The 18,729-nt window shown below is 56.4% G+C and carries 23 protein-coding genes, 1 pseudogene and 1 riboswitch; of the genes and pseudogenes, 13 read left to right on the top strand and 11 right to left on the bottom strand.

Annotated features, from left to right (window positions below; genetic code table 11):
- Positions 1-121 precede the first annotated feature (121 nt).
- Positions 122-973 carry a M16 family metallopeptidase gene (locus AC0L7U_RS15055; RefSeq protein WP_473691796.1) on the top strand — a complete coding sequence of 284 codons (852 nt, stop codon included), beginning with the start codon at positions 122-124 and terminating at the stop codon, positions 971-973.
- A complete protein-coding gene (locus AC0L7U_RS15050; RefSeq protein ID WP_473691795.1) occupies positions 918-1,478 on the top strand; it encodes a M16 family metallopeptidase in 561 nt (186 codons plus the stop codon). The genes AC0L7U_RS15055 and AC0L7U_RS15050 overlap by 56 nt, the downstream gene beginning before the upstream one ends.
- 310 nt (positions 1,479-1,788) lie before the next feature.
- On the opposite strand, the gene AC0L7U_RS15045 is transcribed toward AC0L7U_RS15050, so the two are convergent.
- From AC0L7U_RS15045 to AC0L7U_RS15035, 3 genes are read right to left on the bottom strand one after another with little or no spacing between them, the layout of a single operon-like run.
- The gene (locus AC0L7U_RS15045; protein ID WP_473691794.1) at positions 1,789-2,484 is read right to left on the bottom strand and encodes an EAL domain-containing protein; all 696 of its coding nucleotides are present in this window, start codon (positions 2,482-2,484) and stop codon (positions 1,789-1,791) included.
- Between the two features lies 1 nt (position 2,485).
- Entirely contained in the window at positions 2,486-3,076 is a 591-nt protein-coding gene (locus AC0L7U_RS15040; protein WP_473691793.1) for a hypothetical protein, read from the bottom strand.
- Positions 3,073-3,228: a hypothetical protein gene (locus AC0L7U_RS15035; RefSeq protein ID WP_473691792.1), complete on the bottom strand. Its 156-nt coding sequence runs from the start codon at positions 3,226-3,228 to the stop codon at positions 3,073-3,075. Before AC0L7U_RS15035 ends, AC0L7U_RS15040 begins: the two co-directional genes overlap by 4 nt.
- 683 nt (positions 3,229-3,911) lie before the next feature.
- Here AC0L7U_RS15035 and AC0L7U_RS15030 point away from each other — a divergent pair.
- The 8 genes from AC0L7U_RS15030 (at position 3,912) to AC0L7U_RS14995 (ending at position 10,104) form a co-directional block, all read left to right on the top strand.
- Entirely contained in the window at positions 3,912-4,982 is a 1,071-nt protein-coding gene (locus tag AC0L7U_RS15030) for a sigma-54-dependent transcriptional regulator (RefSeq protein WP_473691791.1), read from the top strand.
- Complete coding sequence (locus AC0L7U_RS15025; RefSeq protein ID WP_473691790.1) at positions 4,963-5,424, top strand: AAA-type ATPase lid domain-containing protein; 462 nt, start codon at positions 4,963-4,965, stop codon at positions 5,422-5,424. The genes AC0L7U_RS15030 and AC0L7U_RS15025 overlap by 20 nt, the downstream gene beginning before the upstream one ends.
- A gap of 171 nt (positions 5,425-5,595) precedes the next feature.
- The gene (locus AC0L7U_RS15020) at positions 5,596-6,153 is read left to right on the top strand and encodes a hypothetical protein (RefSeq protein ID WP_473691789.1); all 558 of its coding nucleotides are present in this window, start codon (positions 5,596-5,598) and stop codon (positions 6,151-6,153) included.
- Positions 6,154-6,431: 278 nt separating this feature from the next.
- Positions 6,432-6,719, top strand: coding sequence for a co-chaperone GroES (gene groES / locus AC0L7U_RS15015; RefSeq protein ID WP_473691788.1), 288 nt, complete (start codon positions 6,432-6,434; stop codon positions 6,717-6,719).
- Positions 6,720-6,782: 63 nt separating this feature from the next.
- Positions 6,783-8,435, top strand: coding sequence for a chaperonin GroEL (gene groL, locus AC0L7U_RS15010; protein ID WP_473691787.1), 1,653 nt, complete (start codon positions 6,783-6,785; stop codon positions 8,433-8,435).
- Positions 8,436-8,638: 203 nt separating this feature from the next.
- A complete protein-coding gene (locus tag AC0L7U_RS15005; RefSeq protein ID WP_473691786.1) occupies positions 8,639-8,908 on the top strand; it encodes a TfoX/Sxy family protein in 270 nt (89 codons plus the stop codon).
- Between the two features lie 243 nt (positions 8,909-9,151).
- Positions 9,152-9,403 carry a hypothetical protein gene (locus AC0L7U_RS15000; RefSeq protein ID WP_473691785.1) on the top strand — a complete coding sequence of 84 codons (252 nt, stop codon included), beginning with the start codon at positions 9,152-9,154 and terminating at the stop codon, positions 9,401-9,403.
- Positions 9,373-10,104, top strand: a complete 732-nt coding sequence (locus tag AC0L7U_RS14995) for a DMT family transporter (RefSeq protein WP_473691783.1) — start codon at positions 9,373-9,375, stop codon at positions 10,102-10,104. The genes AC0L7U_RS15000 and AC0L7U_RS14995 overlap by 31 nt, the downstream gene beginning before the upstream one ends.
- 15 nt (positions 10,105-10,119) lie before the next feature.
- Here the strand turns inward: AC0L7U_RS14995 and AC0L7U_RS14990 are convergent, their stop codons facing one another.
- Positions 10,120-10,824: a glutathione binding-like protein gene (locus AC0L7U_RS14990; RefSeq protein WP_473691781.1), complete on the bottom strand. Its 705-nt coding sequence runs from the start codon at positions 10,822-10,824 to the stop codon at positions 10,120-10,122.
- Between the two features lie 232 nt (positions 10,825-11,056).
- On the opposite strand from AC0L7U_RS14990, the gene AC0L7U_RS14985 reads away from it, so the two are divergent.
- Complete coding sequence (locus tag AC0L7U_RS14985) at positions 11,057-11,263, top strand: SlyX family protein (RefSeq protein ID WP_473691780.1); 207 nt, start codon at positions 11,057-11,059, stop codon at positions 11,261-11,263.
- A 76-nt stretch (positions 11,264-11,339) separates the two neighbouring features.
- Here AC0L7U_RS14985 and AC0L7U_RS14980 read toward each other — a convergent pair whose 3' ends face one another.
- Positions 11,340-12,392, bottom strand: coding sequence for a YeiH family protein (locus AC0L7U_RS14980; protein WP_473691778.1), 1,053 nt, complete (start codon positions 12,390-12,392; stop codon positions 11,340-11,342).
- Positions 12,393-12,499: 107 nt separating this feature from the next.
- Here AC0L7U_RS14980 and AC0L7U_RS14975 point away from each other — a divergent pair, with 107 nt between their 5' ends.
- On the top strand, positions 12,500-13,393 hold the full coding sequence (locus AC0L7U_RS14975) for a LysR family transcriptional regulator (RefSeq protein WP_473695850.1): 894 nt from the start codon (positions 12,500-12,502) through the stop codon (positions 13,391-13,393).
- 112 nt (positions 13,394-13,505) lie between these two features.
- Positions 13,506-13,621: riboswitch (SAM-I-IV-variant riboswitch) on the top strand.
- Positions 13,622-13,669: 48 nt separating this feature from the next.
- Entirely contained in the window at positions 13,670-13,972 is a 303-nt protein-coding gene (locus AC0L7U_RS14970) for a hypothetical protein (protein WP_473691776.1), read from the top strand.
- A 36-nt stretch (positions 13,973-14,008) separates the two neighbouring features.
- Here AC0L7U_RS14970 and AC0L7U_RS14965 read toward each other — a convergent pair whose 3' ends face one another.
- The 6 genes and pseudogenes from AC0L7U_RS14965 to AC0L7U_RS14940 form a co-directional block, all read right to left on the bottom strand.
- A complete protein-coding gene (locus tag AC0L7U_RS14965) occupies positions 14,009-14,413 on the bottom strand; it encodes an acyl-CoA thioesterase (protein WP_473695848.1) in 405 nt (134 codons plus the stop codon).
- Between the two features lie 488 nt (positions 14,414-14,901).
- Positions 14,902-15,099, bottom strand: a complete 198-nt coding sequence (locus AC0L7U_RS14960) for a hypothetical protein (protein WP_473691774.1) — start codon at positions 15,097-15,099, stop codon at positions 14,902-14,904.
- On the bottom strand, positions 15,071-15,700 hold the full coding sequence (locus AC0L7U_RS14955; protein WP_473691772.1) for a ChbG/HpnK family deacetylase: 630 nt from the start codon (positions 15,698-15,700) through the stop codon (positions 15,071-15,073). The genes AC0L7U_RS14960 and AC0L7U_RS14955 overlap by 29 nt, the downstream gene beginning before the upstream one ends.
- A 105-nt stretch (positions 15,701-15,805) precedes the next feature.
- Positions 15,806-16,255 (bottom strand): hypothetical protein, encoded by a 450-nt coding sequence (locus AC0L7U_RS14950; protein ID WP_473691770.1) that lies wholly within the window; start codon positions 16,253-16,255, stop codon positions 15,806-15,808.
- Positions 16,252-17,298 carry a glycosyltransferase family 39 protein gene (locus tag AC0L7U_RS14945; protein ID WP_473691769.1) on the bottom strand — a complete coding sequence of 349 codons (1,047 nt, stop codon included), beginning with the start codon at positions 17,296-17,298 and terminating at the stop codon, positions 16,252-16,254. Before AC0L7U_RS14945 ends, AC0L7U_RS14950 begins: the two co-directional genes overlap by 4 nt.
- A gap of 7 nt (positions 17,299-17,305) precedes the next feature.
- A pseudogene (locus AC0L7U_RS14940) lies at positions 17,306-18,396 on the bottom strand (glycosyltransferase family 2 protein).
- Between the last annotated feature and the right edge of the window lie 333 nt (positions 18,397-18,729).

The following is an 18,729-nucleotide window of genomic DNA, read 5'->3' as shown; positions in this document are numbered from 1 at the left end:
AGGACATTCAGAAGGCCGCCCGCGCATATCTCGCCGGTTCGCCGGTGGTCGGGCTTTTGAAACGCGCCCCTGCCCCCGACAAGACCTCGAAGCCAACCGGTGCAAAGGACAAGTCGTAATCATGCTGCATTCCATGAAACATTTCCTGATGAGCGCGCCGCGCGTCGCAACGGCAACGCTTGCCCTTGTCGCAACCCTGACCACCACACCAGCCTGGGCCATGACCGTGCAAAAGGTCACCAGCCCCGGCGGCATTACCGCGTGGCTTGTCGAAGATCACACAATTCCGATGATCTCGATGAATTTCTCGTTCGAGGGCGGCTCAACACAGGACCCGGACGGCAAAGCCGGACTGACCCGTCTTCTTGCCGCCACGCTGGACGAAGGTGCTGGCGACATGAAGTCACAGGCCTTTCAGGCGAAGCTGGAAAGCAACGCCATCAGCCTTGGCTATGACACCGGCAAGGACCACTTCTACGGCTCCCTCAAGACACTGACCCGCGACAAGGAGACTGCTTTCAACCTGTTGGGCCTGTCGTTGACCAAGCCACGGTTTGATCAGGACCCCATCGACCGCATGAAAGCAGATCTGACTGCAGGCATTCGCCAGAGCAATGAAGATCCTGATACCATCGCTTCGCGCAAGCTGCTGAAAGCCATGTTGGGCGACCACCCCTATACGTCACCAACGGACGGGACGGAAGCCAGCCTGAAGACAATCACCCATGACGATCTGGTGTCTCAGAAGCAGAAGCTGCTGACGACCACAGGCCTGCATATTGGTGTGGTTGGCGATATTGATGCCAAGGCGCTGGCTCCGATGCTGGACAAGGTTTTCGGCAAACTGCCCAAGACTGGTGATTTGAAATCCGTACCGGAGATCAAGCCTACAGGTTGGCAAGACCGTCCTCACCAACATGAAGATCCCGCAAGCAAAAATCGTCTTTGGCCTGCCCGGCCTGACCTATCATGATCCGGGCTATCAGGCAGCTTATGTGATGAACCACATTCTGGGCGGCAGCACCTTCAGCTCATGGCTTTACGAGGAAGTACGTGAAAAGCGTGGGCTGACCTATGGGGCCTACACCAGCGTGAACCCGTATGAGCACGGCGGTCTTCTGCTCGGCAGTGCGGCCACGCGACCGGGAAAAGTTGACGAGACCTCGAAGGTCATCCGCGAGCAGATCAAACGGATGGCAGACAAAGGACCGACGCAGACCGAGTTGGACGATGCCAAGAAATACATCACCGGCTCCTACGCCTTGCGCTTCGATACGTCCGGCAAGATCTCGCAACAGCTCGTCGCCATTCAGGACGCAGGCCTGAGCAAGGACTACATTGAAAAGCGCAACGACATTATCAATGCCGTCACGCTGGAAGATGTGAAGAAAGTGGCCAAACGTCTGCTCAAAGACAAAGCTCCTGACGTGTCCATCGTTGGGCCTGATGTTGAAGGCAAAAGCCTCGACGCTCAATAACGGGCGACGCGCGCATCGCGCAAACTGAGTATCCCCGACAGCCGGGATATATATCTCACTCAAACACAAAAAGGCCGGTCCCACGGAAGCGGGGCCGGCCTTTTCAGTGATGGATTATCTAACGATTGCACCTGTGCATACCGTTACCCAGGAATAGCACGCACCTTCATGCCGAGACCGAAGTGACGTTTGGTGGCTATGGCGGATAAGGCTGTGGCGGACCCAGACGCGTTGCTGCTCTTTGCCCTTCTCTGCAAGAGAGGGCAAAGAGCAGCAACGCGTTCACTTTCGATTGTCTGAAGAGACGTCTTTAGCTGGCAGCACGCTTGTTTGTTGAAGGCGCGGGCGCGCCCTGAAGGATCTCGGCGCGAACCGGACGTGGCTGTGAAAACAGATTGCCCTGTGCCAGTGAAACTTCAAAATCCAGCAATTCGACCACCTGAGATTCCGTTTCGACATGATCGGTGATCAGGGTCATGCCATAGCGATGCAACAGATCGCCAAAGTCAGCCGGATGAATATGGCCATGCAGTGTGCTGCGACGACCAATCAGATAATCCGCGTGCAGCTTGGCATACTTGAAGCCGCGCTGCGCCCAGGCGCGGAAATCCATCCGCATATCGGAAATGCCATCTATAGAGAACGAGAAGCCCAAATCGCGCAGGGCATTGAGACTTTCCATCTCGACAACGCTCATTTGCGCCACATCGTCCTGCCGGAATTCAAAGACGATGATGTCGGCCATCGACCTGTTGTTGGTGATGAACTCGAGGAAGCCGGGAAAGAAGGTCTCATCAACCAGCGTCAATGACGAGATGTTGCAAAACAGAGCCGTGTTGCGGTTGCGCGACGTCAGCCGCTTGGCCACCTGAATGGCGCGAAACAGCAGAAGATTATCGATGCGGGCGATAAAGCCACTGCGCACCGCTTCCGGCAGAAACACTTCTGCGGAAATGGATTCACCGCGGGCATCACGCAACCGCGTATAAGCTTCGTAGAACTTCACCTTAGCGCTGAGGCAGAGTGACAATGGGCTGCAAGAACAGATCGGCCCGGTTGGCATTGAGCGCGGAGCGAATGACTTCCCGCATCGCCAGATCCGGCGCGTTCGCATCCGCATTCGCGTTCGCCACGGCAGGCGGACCGTCACGGGTCACGTAGTGTTCCTGCCGATGCGTGGTCTGGGTGCTATGCCGACGAGTTTCCTCCCGCTGCAATTCTACTCTTGCAGACCCTTGCAGGGAGGCTGTGGAAGCCGGCTGATGCGGCGACTGGGTATAGCCGACTTGCGGCACCTCGACACGCGGGGGCAGGGCTGCGACATTTTGTTGGACATCCGAAATCAGACTGTCCTGATCATCTACACGCCCCTCAATTTCAGACATGGCCTCGGCCATCTGTTTGACCAGCGTGCCGAACACCTCGACCTCGGCAAACAGCGGGTCGATTTCCTCGCGAATGCGACGCGACACATTGCCTTCAACGCCATTGAGGCGGCCATCGAGATTTTCCATGTCGTCATCCAGATCAGCAATCCGGTCTTCCAGACGCTCCACCGCCTCGCTGACATCACCGCGTTCGCGGGACTTGTTGATCATGATATGGCAGACGACCAGGTACACATGAGCGCGAGCGACATGGAGATCGCTTCACCAACAGGCCGCCCGAACTGATACACCAGAACGACACCCGCCGAGCCCGCAATGACGGCCATGCAGATCATGATGAAAATGGTCGCGGTGCGCCCCATGGCAAACTTAAGCTCTCAACTCGAATCACAACTTGGCATTAATAATGCCTTAATAATTGACCTGTTCCGACTCCCTCCTCCCCTAACGTCGAGTTTAAGGGAGCTTGTCCCCGGATATGACACCGGAGCGCCTGGCAGACATCTATGAACAGCACAAAGAATACATTTGATTCACCATACCGAAAAGCCATGAGAAAAACACGGTCAAGTGCTTACATATCCCGGCCAAAAATCTCGGACAGGCAGGACGCGATGCAACCACGCGCCGTTGAACGCAACCATGCCGGATCCCTCTGCGGCAACACCGTCAAACACGCTGATCAACAATCAGAGACACCGCAAGAGCAGGCAGGGCGTCCACATTTTACCCGCAGATATTAACAACTGTCATTTTTGACAGTCACTACCCCCAGAAAAAACGCTTACAGGATGATGCGCCAAGAAGCGGCTAGGCACCTTTAACAGGGGGTTTTTTCCGCCGGATTTCCGTCATTTTCATATATTTCCCGCCCGCACCGAAGGGCGAATTGCCGCCATCAAAGCCAGTAACTTATGGTTAACAAATTCTTGCCAGAATTATGAAAGTTCACCATTCTGCCCCGTGACAACCCTTTGTTTACCGTAATCAGGGAATGATCACATTGGTCCATGCATCAGATCTTTAAAGGAAATTTTTAAATCATATGACACGGGGGCACCCATCAATGGGGAGTGATCAGGATCGTGATGAATCCGTTACAGTTAGAATTCTCGACTCGTCGCAGGCAGAAGCCGTGCGCACGGCCGCAGTCACTGCAAAGTTGCCTGTCGATTGTGATGAACCGATAATTTATGACACGTCTGACGCCTGCCTTGACGCGCTAGAGCGCAACAATACCGACATTTTGATCCTTGATCTGGAGGCCATCGGCGGGGACACAGGCCTTGAGCCGTTCGCCGTTCGCTGCCCGTCCAGCGTTATCATCGCCATCTCCGCCATTGGGTCCGTATCCCGTGCCGTCAGCGCCATGCGCTCCGGGGCTCATGACTTTCTGGCAAAGCCTTTTTCACTCGACGCCCTCAGCTCGAAGATTTCGTTCCAGCTGGAACAGCGCAAGCCCTTCATGGCACGCAAGCAGCGACAGATGACCTCCGACGTGTCGCAATCCGCCAAGGCCGACCCTATCGTCGCCGCCAGCCACGAGCCAATCCATGCGCCCGGCGCCCTGGCCGGCTACGCCGGTCTTATCGGCGCCTCCGATGCCATGCAAAACATCTTTGGCCAGATCAAGCGCATTGCCCCCTCTACCGCTCCGGTTTTCATTCTCGGAGAATCCGGCACTGGCAAGGAACTCTGCGCTCAGGCTGTCCACATGGCGTCTGAACGCAAGTCCAGACCTTTCGTGACGCTCAATTGCGCAGCGATCCCGCAGGAAATGATTGAAGGCGAGATTTTCGGCCAGAACGGCAACGGTTTTAGCGCCGGGCTCGATGGCCAGCCAGGCGCTGCCGAAAGAGCCGAAGGCGGCACACTCTTTCTCGACGAAATTGCCGAGATCGAAATGCCTCTGCAAGCCAAGCTCTTACGCTTCCTGCAGACCGGCTCGTTTCAAAGGCTTGGCGACACGACGGATCGGCATATTGATGTGCGCATTATCTGCGCCACCAACCGTGATCCAATGGCGGAAATCGCGTCGGGCCGTTTCCGCGAAGATCTTTTCTATCGGCTGCACGTGCTGCCGATCCATCTCCCCCTTGCGCGACAGACGCGATGACATCGTTCCGCTGGCACAAGAATTCCTGAGCCGCTTTTCTCAAGAAGAGCGCCGTAATTTCAAAGGCTTCGATGCCGACGCAGAGCTTTCTCTACTGGCCTACACATGGCCGGGCAATGTACGTCAACTGGAAAACACCATCCGGCAGATCGTCGTGATGAATGAAGGCCAGTTCGTCACCTTGCACATGCTGCCGTTGATGATCCGCGATTCATCGGCCCGCAATCCGGCGATTGTCGACATCTCCCGCGAGCGCGCCCGGACCCAAACCAATATCCGCCCGTTTTCGTCCATCGAGCCCCTGTGGGCGCAGGAACGCCGCATCATTGAGGACGCACTCACGGCCTTTGACGGCAACATCGCCATGGCGGCGGCGGCACTGGAAATCAGCCCGTCGACAATTTATCGCAAGCGTCAGTCCTGGCAGGAACGCGGCGCGTAAGCTGCGCTCCGCATCTTCCTTTCCCCTCCGCAAAAACAACAGTGTTTACGGTAAACTCAACCGAAACACTGTTGTGTGACAGTTCTACTTGCTCAGGAAACCTGAGCATCCTATACGGACATCATGTTTTGTGCGGCCTTTTCAAGGCCATGTCGGCTGGGGAGCTGAAAAATGACACTTCGAAATCTCTTTTGCGTGCTGCTCGCAGTCACCACGATGGGCTTCTCGGCAACCGCCTCGGCGGCCCAACAAGAGCCGGATAGCGTTGGCATTTCGGTTCCCCTGACGCAAGCGCAACAAGCGCTGGACGATGCTTGGAGCAAGGCCCCTCTCGGATTTGCGAAAGCCTTTTTTGTAGAAAACCCGGCAACGCGCTATGGTGCCTATGAAAAGCGCAGCTCGGCAAGCTTTGCACCGCAAGATCCGATGTATATTTATGTCGAGCCAGTCGCCTATACGCTGAAGGTGATCGATGACACCTATAGCTACAAGTTGACTGTCGACTATCGCCTGCTCAATACGTCCGGACAGGTCCTGGCCAAGCAGGATGATTTCGCCACTTTTTCGGAAACCACCAAATCGCCGCGCCATGAGTTGATGAATGCCCTCAGCTTTCGCTTCGCCGGGCTTCCCGAAGGACATTACACCCTTCGCCTCATTTATCGCGATATCCTGAGCGAGAAGACAGCACAACTCGATCTGCCTTTGACCATCGCCGCTGCCGACTAATCTGACCTAACGGCACAACGTCTGGCGTCTCAGGTCAAGTGCGCCCAGTTGCGCAGCCAGCCAGACACTAAAAAGCCTCATTGAAATTCTATTTTTTATCTCTCGCCCGTTGACAACACTGCGGGTCAATCCTAAATCAATGGCGCTTGTTAGCACTCGCCGTGAGGGAGTGCTAATTGCCGTAGATCCTCCGTGGATCTGCGATCTTTCGCATTAGTTTTATCATGCCTGCACGCTGCCTGTAGTGGGGGCGTGCCACATGAGAGGAAAGAGCCAAAATGACATTTCGTCCACTGCACGACCGTGTCGTTGTTCGCCGCGTAGAATCTGAAGAGAAGACCGCTGGCGGCATCATCATTCCGGACTCCGCCAAGGAAAAGCCGCAAGAAGGCGAAATCGTTGCTGTTGGCAACGGCGCCCGCGACGACGCTGGCAAGGTTGTTCCGCTTGAAGTCAAGGCCGGTGACCGCGTTCTGTTCGGCAAATGGTCCGGTACTGAAGTCAAGATCGACGGCGAAGACCTGCTGATCATGAAAGAGTCCGACATCATGGGTGTGCTTGCGTAATTTCACGCGCCCCCAAACTTTGTCGATTTGACACGAAACTCTCAAAACAAGTGAGACGTAAAAATGGCTGCCAAGGAAGTAAAATTCTCTTCTGACGCCCGCGACCGCATGATCCGCGGTGTGGACATTCTTGCAAACGCCGTAAAAGTTACTCTCGGCCCGAAAGGCCGTAACGTAATCCTCGACAAGTCCTTCGGCGCTCCGCGCATCACCAAGGACGGCGTTTCTGTTGCCAAGGAAATCGAACTCGAAGACAAGTTCGAAAACATGGGCGCACAGATGGTCAAGGAAGTCGCTTCCAAGACCAATGACATCGCTGGTGACGGCACGACGACCGCGACCGTTCTGGCTCAGGCCATCGTCAAGGAAGGCGCAAAGTCTGTTGCTGCCGGCATGAACCCGATGGATCTGAAGCGCGGTGTTGATCTTGCTGCTGCAGAAGCCGTCAAGGCTCTGATGGCTGCTTCCAAGGACATCACCACGTCGGAAGAAGTTGCACAGGTCGGCACGATCTCTGCAAACGGTGATGCACAGGTCGGCAAGGACATTGCCGAAGCTATGCAGAAGGTTGGCAATGAAGGCGTCATCACGGTTGAAGAAGCCAAGTCGCTGGAAACCGAACTTGAAGTCGTTGAAGGCATGCAGTTCGACCGCGGCTACCTGTCGCCTTACTTCGTGACCAACGCAGAAAAGATGACCACGGACCTCGAAAAGCCGTACATCCTTCTCTTCGAAAAGAAGCTTTCCAACCTGCAGGCAATGCTGCCGATCCTGGAAAGCGTTGTTCAGTCCTCGCGTCCGCTGCTCATCATTGCAGAAGACGTTGAAGGCGAAGCTCTGGCAACTCTCGTCGTCAACAAGCTGCGTGGCGGCCTGAAGATTGCTGCTGTCAAGGCTCCAGGCTTCGGCGATCGCCGCAAGGCAATGCTGGAAGACATCGCGATCCTGACCGGCGGTACGGTTGTTTCCGAAGACCTCGGCATCAAGCTCGAAAACGTCACGCTCGACATGCTCGGCACAGCCGACAAGGTTTCCATCACCAAGGAAACCACGACGATCGTTGACGGGGCTGGCGAAAAGGCTGGTATCGAAGCTCGCGTTTCCCAGATCAAAGCTCAGATCGAAGAAACCACTTCCGATTACGACCGCGAAAAGCTGCAGGAACGTCTTGCCAAGCTCGCTGGCGGTGTTGCCGTGATCCGCGTTGGCGGTGCTACGGAAATCGAAGTGAAGGAAAAGAAGGACCGCATCGACGACGCCCTCAACGCAACACGCGCTGCTGTTGAAGAAGGTATCGTTCCCGGTGGTGGTACGGCTCTGCTTCGCGCCAAGAAGGCCGTTGAAGGTCTGGCATCCGACAACCCGGACATTCAGGCTGGTATCAAGATCGTTCTGCGCGCTCTTGAAGCTCCGATCCGTCAGATCGCAAGCAACGCTGGTGTCGAAGGCTCCATCGTTGTTGGCAAGATCCTGGAAAACGACGACGAAACGTTCGGCTTCGACGCTCAGAACGAAAAGTTCGTCAACATGATCGAAGCTGGCATCATCGACCCGACCAAGGTTGTTCGTACGGCTCTTCAGGACGCAGCTTCGGTTGCCGGCCTGCTGATTACCACTGAAGCCATGGTTGCAGAACTGCCGAAGAAAGACGCTCCGGCAATGCCTGCTGGTGGCGACATGGGCGGTATGGGCGGCATGGGCGGCATGGGCTTCTAAGAAGCCTTCAGCCCACGCTGAACGAGTTTACGGAAAGGGCGGTCTTCGGACCGCCCTTTTCTTTTGGCACAAAGCCTGATCACATCGATCAAAGGCTTGACCCTTTTTTCCTTTTCACGGCAATGGGCAAGCGATGTGCCCCTCCCCGACACAGAAGACCTCATCATGAGCCTTGACTGCCCAGAAAGAAATCGCCCTCGAATATGCCGACCAACTGGAAGCCCTTAGCTCCCGTTTCAGTGCAACGCTATTTTTCCGGGGCTTCCCTGCGCAAGTCCGGCGTTCAATTCGCATTCGTGAGCGAAGGCACCTTGTATATGAAAGTCGATGATGCCTTCCGCCCCCGATTCCAGGAGCATGGGGCACAACCTTTCACCTACACAAAACGCAGCGGCACCGTGATCATCGAGAGCTACTATACCGTTCCCGAAGACGTCCTGGATGATCCAGAAGCGCTGCAAGACTGGGCCTGACGGGCCTTCTATGCAGCCAGCAAGGCACAAGCCCCGGCGGACGACCCCTTCTCTCTCGATTTTTAACGCGCGCTCTCCGGATCTCAACTGGGTACGCTCAAGAATTGTCTCCGTGACAAACCCACAGATGCGAAGGCTGCGAAACCCAATACAATCGCGCCGCTGGTCACTGCGTCCGGCTTTTCTGTTGTACGTTTTCCCTGAAGAGCGCCCTTCACCACCTTCATAACCCTGGACCCTGCCTTGCCAACCGGATCGTATTCGCCTGTCGCTTTTCTCGCCCGCTTGTCAGATGATGCCCGTGGCGCCGTGTTCATGACACTCGCCATGGCCGCCTTTGCGCTGGAAGATATGGCGGTGAAGGCCTCTTCGCAGGATATTCCGATCGGTCAGGCAGTCGCCATGTACGGCTTTGTCGGCACGCTTGCCTTCGCGGCGATTGCCCGCAGCCAGGAAAACGGGCTTTGCACCCAGCCATCCTGTCGCATGTCATGATCATCAGGTCGGTCTGCGAAATCAGCGGCCGTCTGTTTTATGCGCTCGCCATTGCGCTGACGCCGCTGTCCAGTGCATCGGCTATTTTGCAAGCCACACCGCTGATTGTAGCGCTTGGGGCTATTCTGTTCTTTGCCGAAACCGTCTCGCTGCGTCGCTGGCTGGCCATCTCAGCGGGCTTTGTCGGTATCTTGTTCATCCTGCGGCCCGGGCTCGACAGTTTCCAGCCCAACTCGATCTTTGCAGTTCTCGGCACAATCGGCTTTGCCGGGCGCGATCTGGCGACACGCGCCTCGCCTGTGTCCATGTCCACTTCACAGATTGGCGTGCTGGGCTTCACCATGCTGACAATTGCAGGTCTTGTGCTGCTGGCCTTTTCTGATGGCGTCATGGCCTTGGCCACATGCGTTGACCTGGGCTGCGCTTGCCTGCGCCATGATCTTCGGCGGACTGGCCTACAATGCCCTAACACTGGCCATGCGCACCGGACGCATTTCCGCGGTCTCACCCTTCCGCTATTCACGACTGTTGTTCGCTCTGATCCTCGGGGTTGCCGTTTTCGGCGAACGCCCGGATGTCTTCTCCCTGATCGGCAGCGCCATTATCGTGGCAAGCGGCGTCATGGTGCTGCGGCAGAAGCGCTGACCCACGGCACGAAAAACCCGGCCCAAAGGACCGGGTTTTCTATCACCAGCGTCTAAAAGCTCATTTGCAGATCAATCCCGAGCAGGAATGTTGATTGCCTTCTGGCTGGACGGGCGCGCCAGACAGGCTTCGTACCAACGCATAACGTTCTTGCGGCTGGACAGCTCGACCAGGTCAGGCGCTTCGTAAAACTTGATGATGCAATATACCCACGGCCAGATAGCCATATCGGCAATGCTGTAAGCATCGCCAACCACGAAATCATGGCCTTCGAGCTGCTGATCCAGCACACCCAACAGACGCTTCACCTCATTGACGAAACGCTCCAGCGGGCGCTTGTCTTCAATCTCTTTGCCGGCAAACTTGTAAAAATAACCAAGCTGACCCGGGATTGGACCAAAGCCGCCCATTTGCCACATCAACCACTGAATGGTCTCGTATCGCACAGCCGGATCATCCGAGAGGAACTGACCCGACTTTTCCGCCAGATAGATCAGGATGGCACCGGTTTCCCAAATGCCCAGCGGCTTGCCTCCGGGGCCAGCCGGATCGATGATCGCCGGAATCTTGTTGTTGGGATTGAGCGACAGAAATTCCGGTGACATCTGATCCTGCGCCCCAAAATCCACCTTATGGGGTTCATAAGCGAGACCGGCCTCTTCCAGCATGGCAGAAATCTTGATGCCATTGGGGGTCGGCAGCGAATAAAGCTGGATTCGATCCGGGTGTTCGGCTGGCCATTTCTCGGTAATCTTGAAGCCGCTAAGATCGCTCATGAAGTATCCTTTCGAAAAAACTTGGCTCGGTCCGCCAGATACCAGCAGTATCGCAAACCGATTGTCACGTCAGACGTAGGTGATTGTGCCGGAATTCCAAGGCTTAAGCCGCCTTTAATCTCAAGGTCGACACAAGACCGCTGCCTTTTTTGGCAAGCGCATCGCACGCATACACTTGCCAGATTGAGCGGAACTGAGTAGGCGTAACGCTGCTCGACAGAAAGGTCTTTCCATGAGTGACGACGTACGTCTTGAACGCCTTGAAACCGATCTGGCTCATGCCAACCGCACCATCGACGACCTCAACCAGGTGATCATTGATCAGGGCAAGCAGATTGACCGGCTGGCAAGTCGGCTGAATGCCATGACAGACCAGATGGAAGAGCTGTTTGATACCATGTCACCCGGGCATGAGGCGACCAAGCCCCCACACTATTGACCCCTGAAAGCGGGCCTGTGCGACGGCAGACCACTCGACAATTCCTCGGCCATTATACAATCAACAGCGTGTTGGATCAGCCGAACAGCAGGGCAATCAACCCGAGGCTGATACCAGCGAGGCACAGGATCGACAGGGCTGCGGTGGCAACCACCTTGCCACTCGCATGAGACAGACTACGGATGTCAACTCCCAACCCCAGAGCTGCCATCGAGACAACCGTCAAGATGCTTGAAACATGGCTCATATCGGTCACGGTGCCATCTGGAATAGCGTTCAACGATCTCAAGCCCATCATCAACCCAAATCCGACAATGAACCACGGCACAATGTGCTTGATCGAGATGCGATGCCCGGCTGCGCGGTCTTCGGTGCGAGCCGTCAGAATGCCCAGCGCGAACAGGATCGGGCCGAGCGTCATGACTCTTATCAGCTTCACCAGTGTCCCAGTCTGCACCGCAATCACACCACCGGGTTGGGCGGCAGCCAGAACCTGCGGAACGGCATAGACTGTCAAGCCTGACAAGATGCCGTATTGAGTCCCTGTAAGAGACAGCAACGGCAGACAAAGGGGCAGCAAAAGTACCACGATGACACCAAGGACCGCTGTAAAAGCAATGGCAGCAGCCACATCTTCTCCTTCGGCCCGGATAACCGGAGCCGCAGCCGCAATCGCCGAGTTTCCGCAAATCGAATTGCCGCAGGCCACCAAAACCGCAAGCTTGTGGTGCAATCCGAGACCACGTCCAATGCCGTAACTGATCAAAATGGCCATGGCGACCACACCGACGATGCCGATCACCAATCCAGATCCGGCCGCCTCAAGGGCATGAACACTGATCGAGCCCCCGAGAAGGACAATTGCCACCTCGAGCAGGATCTTCGCCGAAAAGTGAATGCCGGGTTCGAACCGTCCGGGAATGTAAAAGGCAGAGCGCACCAGCACCCCAAGGAGAATGGCAAGCACCAGATTTTCCAGCGGTGCGGCGCCAGAGAAAATCTCCCGCTCCAGCGCTTCCCCGGCATAGGCGACAACGGAAACCCCCGCAGATAAAAGCACTCCAGGCAGAAGTTTTGTCAGCCCCTGCTGACTGCGCATATAGGGGGTCGTCAGGGAAAGATTTCGCATGATTCATTACTCTCATTGTGCGAGAGAATAAGTGACATGCGCTATTGTGGACTTCTATCGAATAATATTTTACGTTTCGTTCATTTAGAGCGAACGATTACCCTATGATGACCTTCGAACAGCTTTCCATTTTCATAGCCGTTGCCGAGCGTGAACATCTCACGCGCGCTGCGGAGGCTTTGAATTTGACGCCCTCTGCTGTCAGTTCCGCCATTCGAAAACTGGAAGATCTTTACGGCGTGGAGCTGTTTCACCGGGTTGGACGTGGCATCAGCCTGACAGATGCAGGGCGCACCTTTCTGGGCGAGGCGCGCTCAACGATTGCGCGCGCCAGAAGTGCGGAACGGGTACTGGGAGAATTAGGCGGCCTGCAACGTGGTGCCCTGTCGATCTACGCCAGCCAGACGATTGCCAGTTACTGGCTGCCGCGTGTGCTGGTGCGCTTTCATCAGGAGTTTCCGGGCATTGAGTTGGCACTCACCATCTCTAATACCAAGGGCGTTGCCATGGCGGTCGCAGACGGCACGGCAGACATTGGTTATATTGAGGGAGAATGGGACGACCCCCATCTCAACAAACAACACCTTGTCGATGATGCCCTGCTGGTTGTTACAGACCCCGCGCATGCCTTTGCGTCTGGTGCACCGGTCCCCCCGGCGGCATTGATCAAGGAGACAAGCTGGATTATGCGCGAGCCGGGGTCCGGAACGCGGTCAGCCTTCGAAAGCGCGCTTGCAAGCTTTGGATTTGAGCCCGAAGACATGGTGGTCGCTTTGGAGCTGCCCTCCAATGAAGCGGTGCTGTCGGCAGTGCGTCATGGCCGCTCCGCAACCGCCTTGTCGGAAATCGTCGTGGCACCATTTTTGGCCGAAAGAACGCTGGTCCGTGCCAATATCGACCTCCCGTCGCGGGCATTCTCGGTGCTGCACCACAAGGAGCGCCACCTCAGCCGCGCGGCCGAGCAATTCATCTCCTTCAGCAAGCCACCACAAGCCACCTAGGTGTGAGGACGCATAAATGCGTTTCGAACCGGTTGGTCAGACCACCTGAAGCGTCAATCGATCGCCACAGTTTACCCCTACTTGCCAGAGCAGACTTTGCATGGCATAAAGCCATCATCATCAAGAGAAGGGCTGGCGCCCTCGCCAACCTGCCGACCGGGCAAGGTGGTTCTGCCGAAGATGTGGCCGCGATCTCAGACGATGAGACCGGCAACCAAACGGTTTTCACTTAACTCATGCGCCAGACCCCCTCGGGAAACCGATGGAGGATAAACAATGTCGAGACACCCGTTCGCTGGGCAACAGGACAGCCTTGAAGCTGCCTCACGCCACGCTTTGGCACAGGATGTGTCCACCGCCGAAGACATCAGTCAGTTCATCGAGGCTGCGGAAACCTGCGTCATGTCGCATATATCGTCGCTGCGGCTCGTGGGAGGATTTCGCCCGGCTGCGCGCCGTCTGTCATCCAGCGAACGCGTCACGCGGCTGCACTCTTTGCTCTCCTTCTGGTCCAGCGGTTGCCCGCACGTGATCGACGAGCAACTGGTTGCCGACATCCTGTCCCGTCACCAGGACTGAGATTTCGGCAACCCGAAGTTTGACCGGCGCGCGACGTCAGCCCTTGAGCTGGCGCACAGGACGTGGATTGCCCTGCTCATCGACAGCCACCATGGTATAGCTGCCTTCCGTGACCTTTTCGCGGGCTTCGATGAGATTGCGTAGCGCCCACGCTTCCAGAGAAATCTGGATGGAGCTGGTGCCGACACGAGCGATGCGCGCATAAACACAAAGAACATCGCCGATATGCACAGGACGGATGAACTTCATCTTGTCGACTGCAACCGTTACGACGCGACCCTCGGCGCGTTTCGAGGCAGCGATGTAGCCAGCAATATCCATCTGCGACATCACCCAGCCGCCGAAGATATCCCCTGACGGGTTGGTATCACCCGGCATCGCCAACGTGCGAAGCGTCAATTCCCCACGCGGGCTGTTGCCATCGTCCTGTCCAGCGTCCATTGCACCTTCGGCGCCCTTGGCAATCTCACTCACATCAAACTCCATATTTCGTGGCTGCGCGTCAAACCAAAGCCTTCTCGGTCGTCGCACGTCCCCTGTCAAACCCCTACGGCCGCCAAGCGTTGCGAGTCATCGCAATGGCTTGTTCATAACCGCCATCACCTTAGCCCAGCAACAAGGCCTTGATACATCACACAGATGCAATTTGCAGGCGTGCGTCACCAAGACGCCCAAAAGTGGTGAAGCACAATGATTACTGTCGATTTTATCAATGATCTATTTACTATTCCTAATGAAAAGTAACCTTAAAATAAAATGACTGAAAATAGCCGATGACTTCTTACGCAAACTCTTTATTATCTATAGTTGAAAAGCTCTTGAAAGTTTTTCTGCCTCCTCGAAACGGCTCCATCCGTGCGGTGGGGCCGTTTCTGTTTGCGCAATTGTAGAACCTGCGCAAACAGAAACGGCCGACTTACAGTCCACGCCTAGTACAGAAACACCTCACGCTGCACCAGCAACTCAGCGAAAGCATCGCTCTCCAGCACCAAACGCTGCGTTTCGCGCGCGTGCACCTGCTCCCGAGACTCTTCACGCTTCAGCCTGTCATCCATCCTCCCCGGCATGCAAACGACAAATGTCTCCTCTTCCAGCATATCAAAGTGGTGATAAAGCGCGGCGTTCAAGGCCGCCTCGTCGAGCAGCTCTGGGAATTGATTTTGCGACCGGCAAAAGTCGACGGCCGGCACGCTGCACCTGACGTCGCAGACGCCGAACGTCTTGCGGGCGCAGATCGCTTGCAACGATGCCAACCTGAGACCCGAGATTGGCCCTCTTCAGACCAAGCAGCACCAATGAAGTGAGCCGCCGGGATGCCAACCCCGCCCCCCGCAGGGCCACAAACGCGGGCTCTTGCTGCAAGGTCTCCCGAAACACAGAGACTTGCGCCTTGATCTCATCAACCAGTATCTCTTCGGGAAGCAGACGCAGCGCGGACCGCGTCTTCAGCCAACGCTCTGAGGGAAAGTGATCGCCAAAGGTCTTGCGCAGAGCCTCACTTTGCGGCTGCCCCAGAGGGCCAGACAGGGCAAGAGTCAATCCAAACTGTCCGCGCGTTTCGTCGCTGTCGCACAATACTTTCAGAGGAACACTTTCACGCGGCCACAAATCCGTGCACACAAGACACCCGATGGCGCTCAAACGTTGCCGTGACATCAGTTCGCGCAGTGTGCGATCAATGCCAAACGCCAGCCCGTAGTCGAGCGCCCCCAGAATGATCCTTTTCATGCACTCCCCCGCAGTAATCTGACCCGATGTCTTCCCAACGCATGAACCCGGAAACAGTCGCAAGCCGGCGCGCCACCCTGCGGCGACCTTCACAACTGACGGCTTTTACCAGGTCGCCAACGGAAGCCCATGCGGGTCAGACACAAGATAGACGCGCATCGTCTCAAGCGGCACCCCTTTGACCGACCGCGGAAAAGCGGCAATTTCGGTCACCGATCCATAGAGCTTGCGAATATCCCGAACATGGTCGCGCCGGTTGGTCGTGACATATAATCCAGTGCCTGCGAACAATGAGCGATCCACCGGTGGCTCCATCAGATAACGCTGACGCTCGTTCAATTGAATGACGGGAACATGCTCCGCCTTGAACAGGAAGGCCAATTGACTGGTCATGCCATAATTGGAGGTGGCGATGTAATCGGCACTGCGGGCAGCAACAATCTTGTGCAGTTGCGTGCTGACCGCCGGCCAGCCACGCAGCTGAAACGTTGGATCCTTGCGCCCCAAGGCCCCGGTGAAAGGGGTTACGGCATGGATCAAGACCAGAGCGCTCACCCCAAGCCCGATGCAACAGCCCGCCGACGACAGCCACCGCAGCCAAGGCTTTTCAGCTCCAAAGCGCGACATGGCAACGCCGCCCATGACCGCCATAAGCGAGAACGCCGGCGCTGGCCAATTGGCTTGAACCCGGCATGCAGCGCATGCACACTCAGATAAAACAGGAAGGGCGCAACGCAAAGGATCAGCAAGCTGGCACCAGCATCCCCTGCCCGCATCCGCCGTGCGAGATAAACAACTCCAAGCACAATAGCGACGACCAGAAACGGGTTCAGCATGCCGACCAGCGCGCCAAGATAATCAAAGAAATACTTGCTGGTCAGATGACCATCGGCCATGCGTCCGAATTGCTTGTCGAACGTCAGCCAACCATGCTGGGCATTCCAATAGACAACCGGCAGGGCGATCACCACGGCCAGCGCGCCCCCACACCACAACTGCCAGGTTTTCAGCCAGACGCGCCCCGCCTTACAACCGAACAGCCACAGCGCCAGCCCAACGCCGACGAACAACAAAGAGAACTTCGACAAGAGGCCAAGACCAGCGAAACAGCCGACCGCCAGCCACCAGATCGGCCGACGGCTGGTAATGAGATGCGCAACGGCCCAAAATGTTGCCACCCAGAAGAACACCGAGGGCGGATCGGGCGTTGCCAGCAAACCGCCAACGCCGACCATCAAGGTGGCGTTGAAAAACAGCGCCGCCCAGCCCGCCGCCGTGCGATCAAACAACAGAGCCGCAATCTGCCAAACGAAGAACGTGTCCAGCGCGGTCGACAGGATGACAAGCACCCGCGCACCCAGCGTGGTGTCGCCAAAGAGTGCTTGCCCAAGCCAGATCCACCAGGCGATCATCGGCGGATGGTCGTAATAGCCCAACGATGGATAAAGCGCCCATAGCCGGTAATAGGCTTCATCTTCGACGAAATGTGCCTGCGCACCGGCCCAAAGACGCAAGGCCATCATGCCCAGCACCAGCAACGACAGGCCAAGCGGTTGCAGCCAGAAAGACCTCTCCGCGTCGCGTTGGGTCAGCACCACGGACCCCTCAACCCTTCTTCCAGGTCAGGGCAGAGCTGGCGGCATAGTTCCAGACAGCGCCCATCAAGGCCCCCCCGCGCCGGCAAGCCACCAGTAGCTCTGATTGTCGTAAATCAGATTGGCGACCCCGACGTTGGCCAGAACGCCAACGCTGCACACGACATAGAAGGTCACAAGACCGATCACCACCTTCATGCCGCGCAACCGCCGATCACGATAGGTGAGCTGATTGTTGAGAAAGAAATTCGAGGTCATGGCCACAAAAGACGCGCAAGTCTGCGCCATGGAGAAGCCGAACCCGGCCAGAACCAGAAACAGCTTCAGGGCAATCAGATGCACCACCAGCCCACTGGCCCCGACAATGCCGAACATCAGAAAACGCACAGACACCCTGTCGCCAAAATATTTGGCCAGCAGCAGACCGAAATAATCGAGTGTCACCAGTGTATCAAGCTTGCTTTCGCCGTGCTGACGCTCCCGAAACGTGAAAGGCAGTTCCTTGACCTTCAAGGCTCCCTTGTAGCTGGACACGATGTCGAGCAACACCTTGAAACCTTGCGCGGACAATTTGGGCGCAATCTCTTCGGCACGGTCCCGACGCAGCATGAAGAAGCCGCTCATCGGATCACTGAGCGACACATTCAAGAGCCTTTGCGCCAGCGAATTGGCGATATTCGAGCCCCAACTGCGCATGGCCGACAAGCCCTCTCCAACCGTGCCGCCTTCAGCTTTGCGACTGGCGACCACAAGGTCTGTTTCATCATCACGCAGGATTTCCAACATGCGCGGCAGCAACGCCTCATCATGTTGCAGGTCCGCATCCATCACCGCGACGAAACGAGCGGAACTGGACAACATGCCTTCGATACAGGCTCCCGAAAGCCCGCGGCGACCAATTCGCCGGATGACGCGTACGCGCGGATCAACGGCCGCAATCTCTCGGGCGGCATGCGTGGTGCCATCCGGTGAATTGTCGTCTACAACAATGACTTCCCAGTCGACACCCGCCAGCGCTGTATGCAGCAGAGCAATGACAACAGGAATATTCAGTCGTTCATTGAATGTCGGCAGCACAATACTGACTTCAGGCGATCGCATCTGTGCAGGCTCGGCCTGAAGAGCGCCCAAGTCATCCTTGGCAAGAGAAGAAGACTGTTCTGAATTGGACAGGCGTGACATCAACAAACCCTGATAACGTTAAGACGCCCCACAGACCAAGGCCGTCACGGACGATGATAACCAGCAGAAACACTTGAGAGCACGGCCCATACCGACCGCACCGATCAGGTGTTCTTGCTTTTTCATACCCGCCGGTCAAGCAACATATGCGCCCATATCTGCCGGAACCAACGTGCCTGAACAGGATTACAGTATTTCAAGGCAAAGAGGGCGCACATCGCGGCCTTCTCCCCAACCGTCTCGCTTGCCCTG

This window comes from Roseibium sp. 10G30-5 (genome assembly GCF_055809635.1).
The sequence above is the reverse complement of the archived record's forward strand: the minus strand, read 5'-3'. Positions and strand labels throughout refer to the sequence as shown.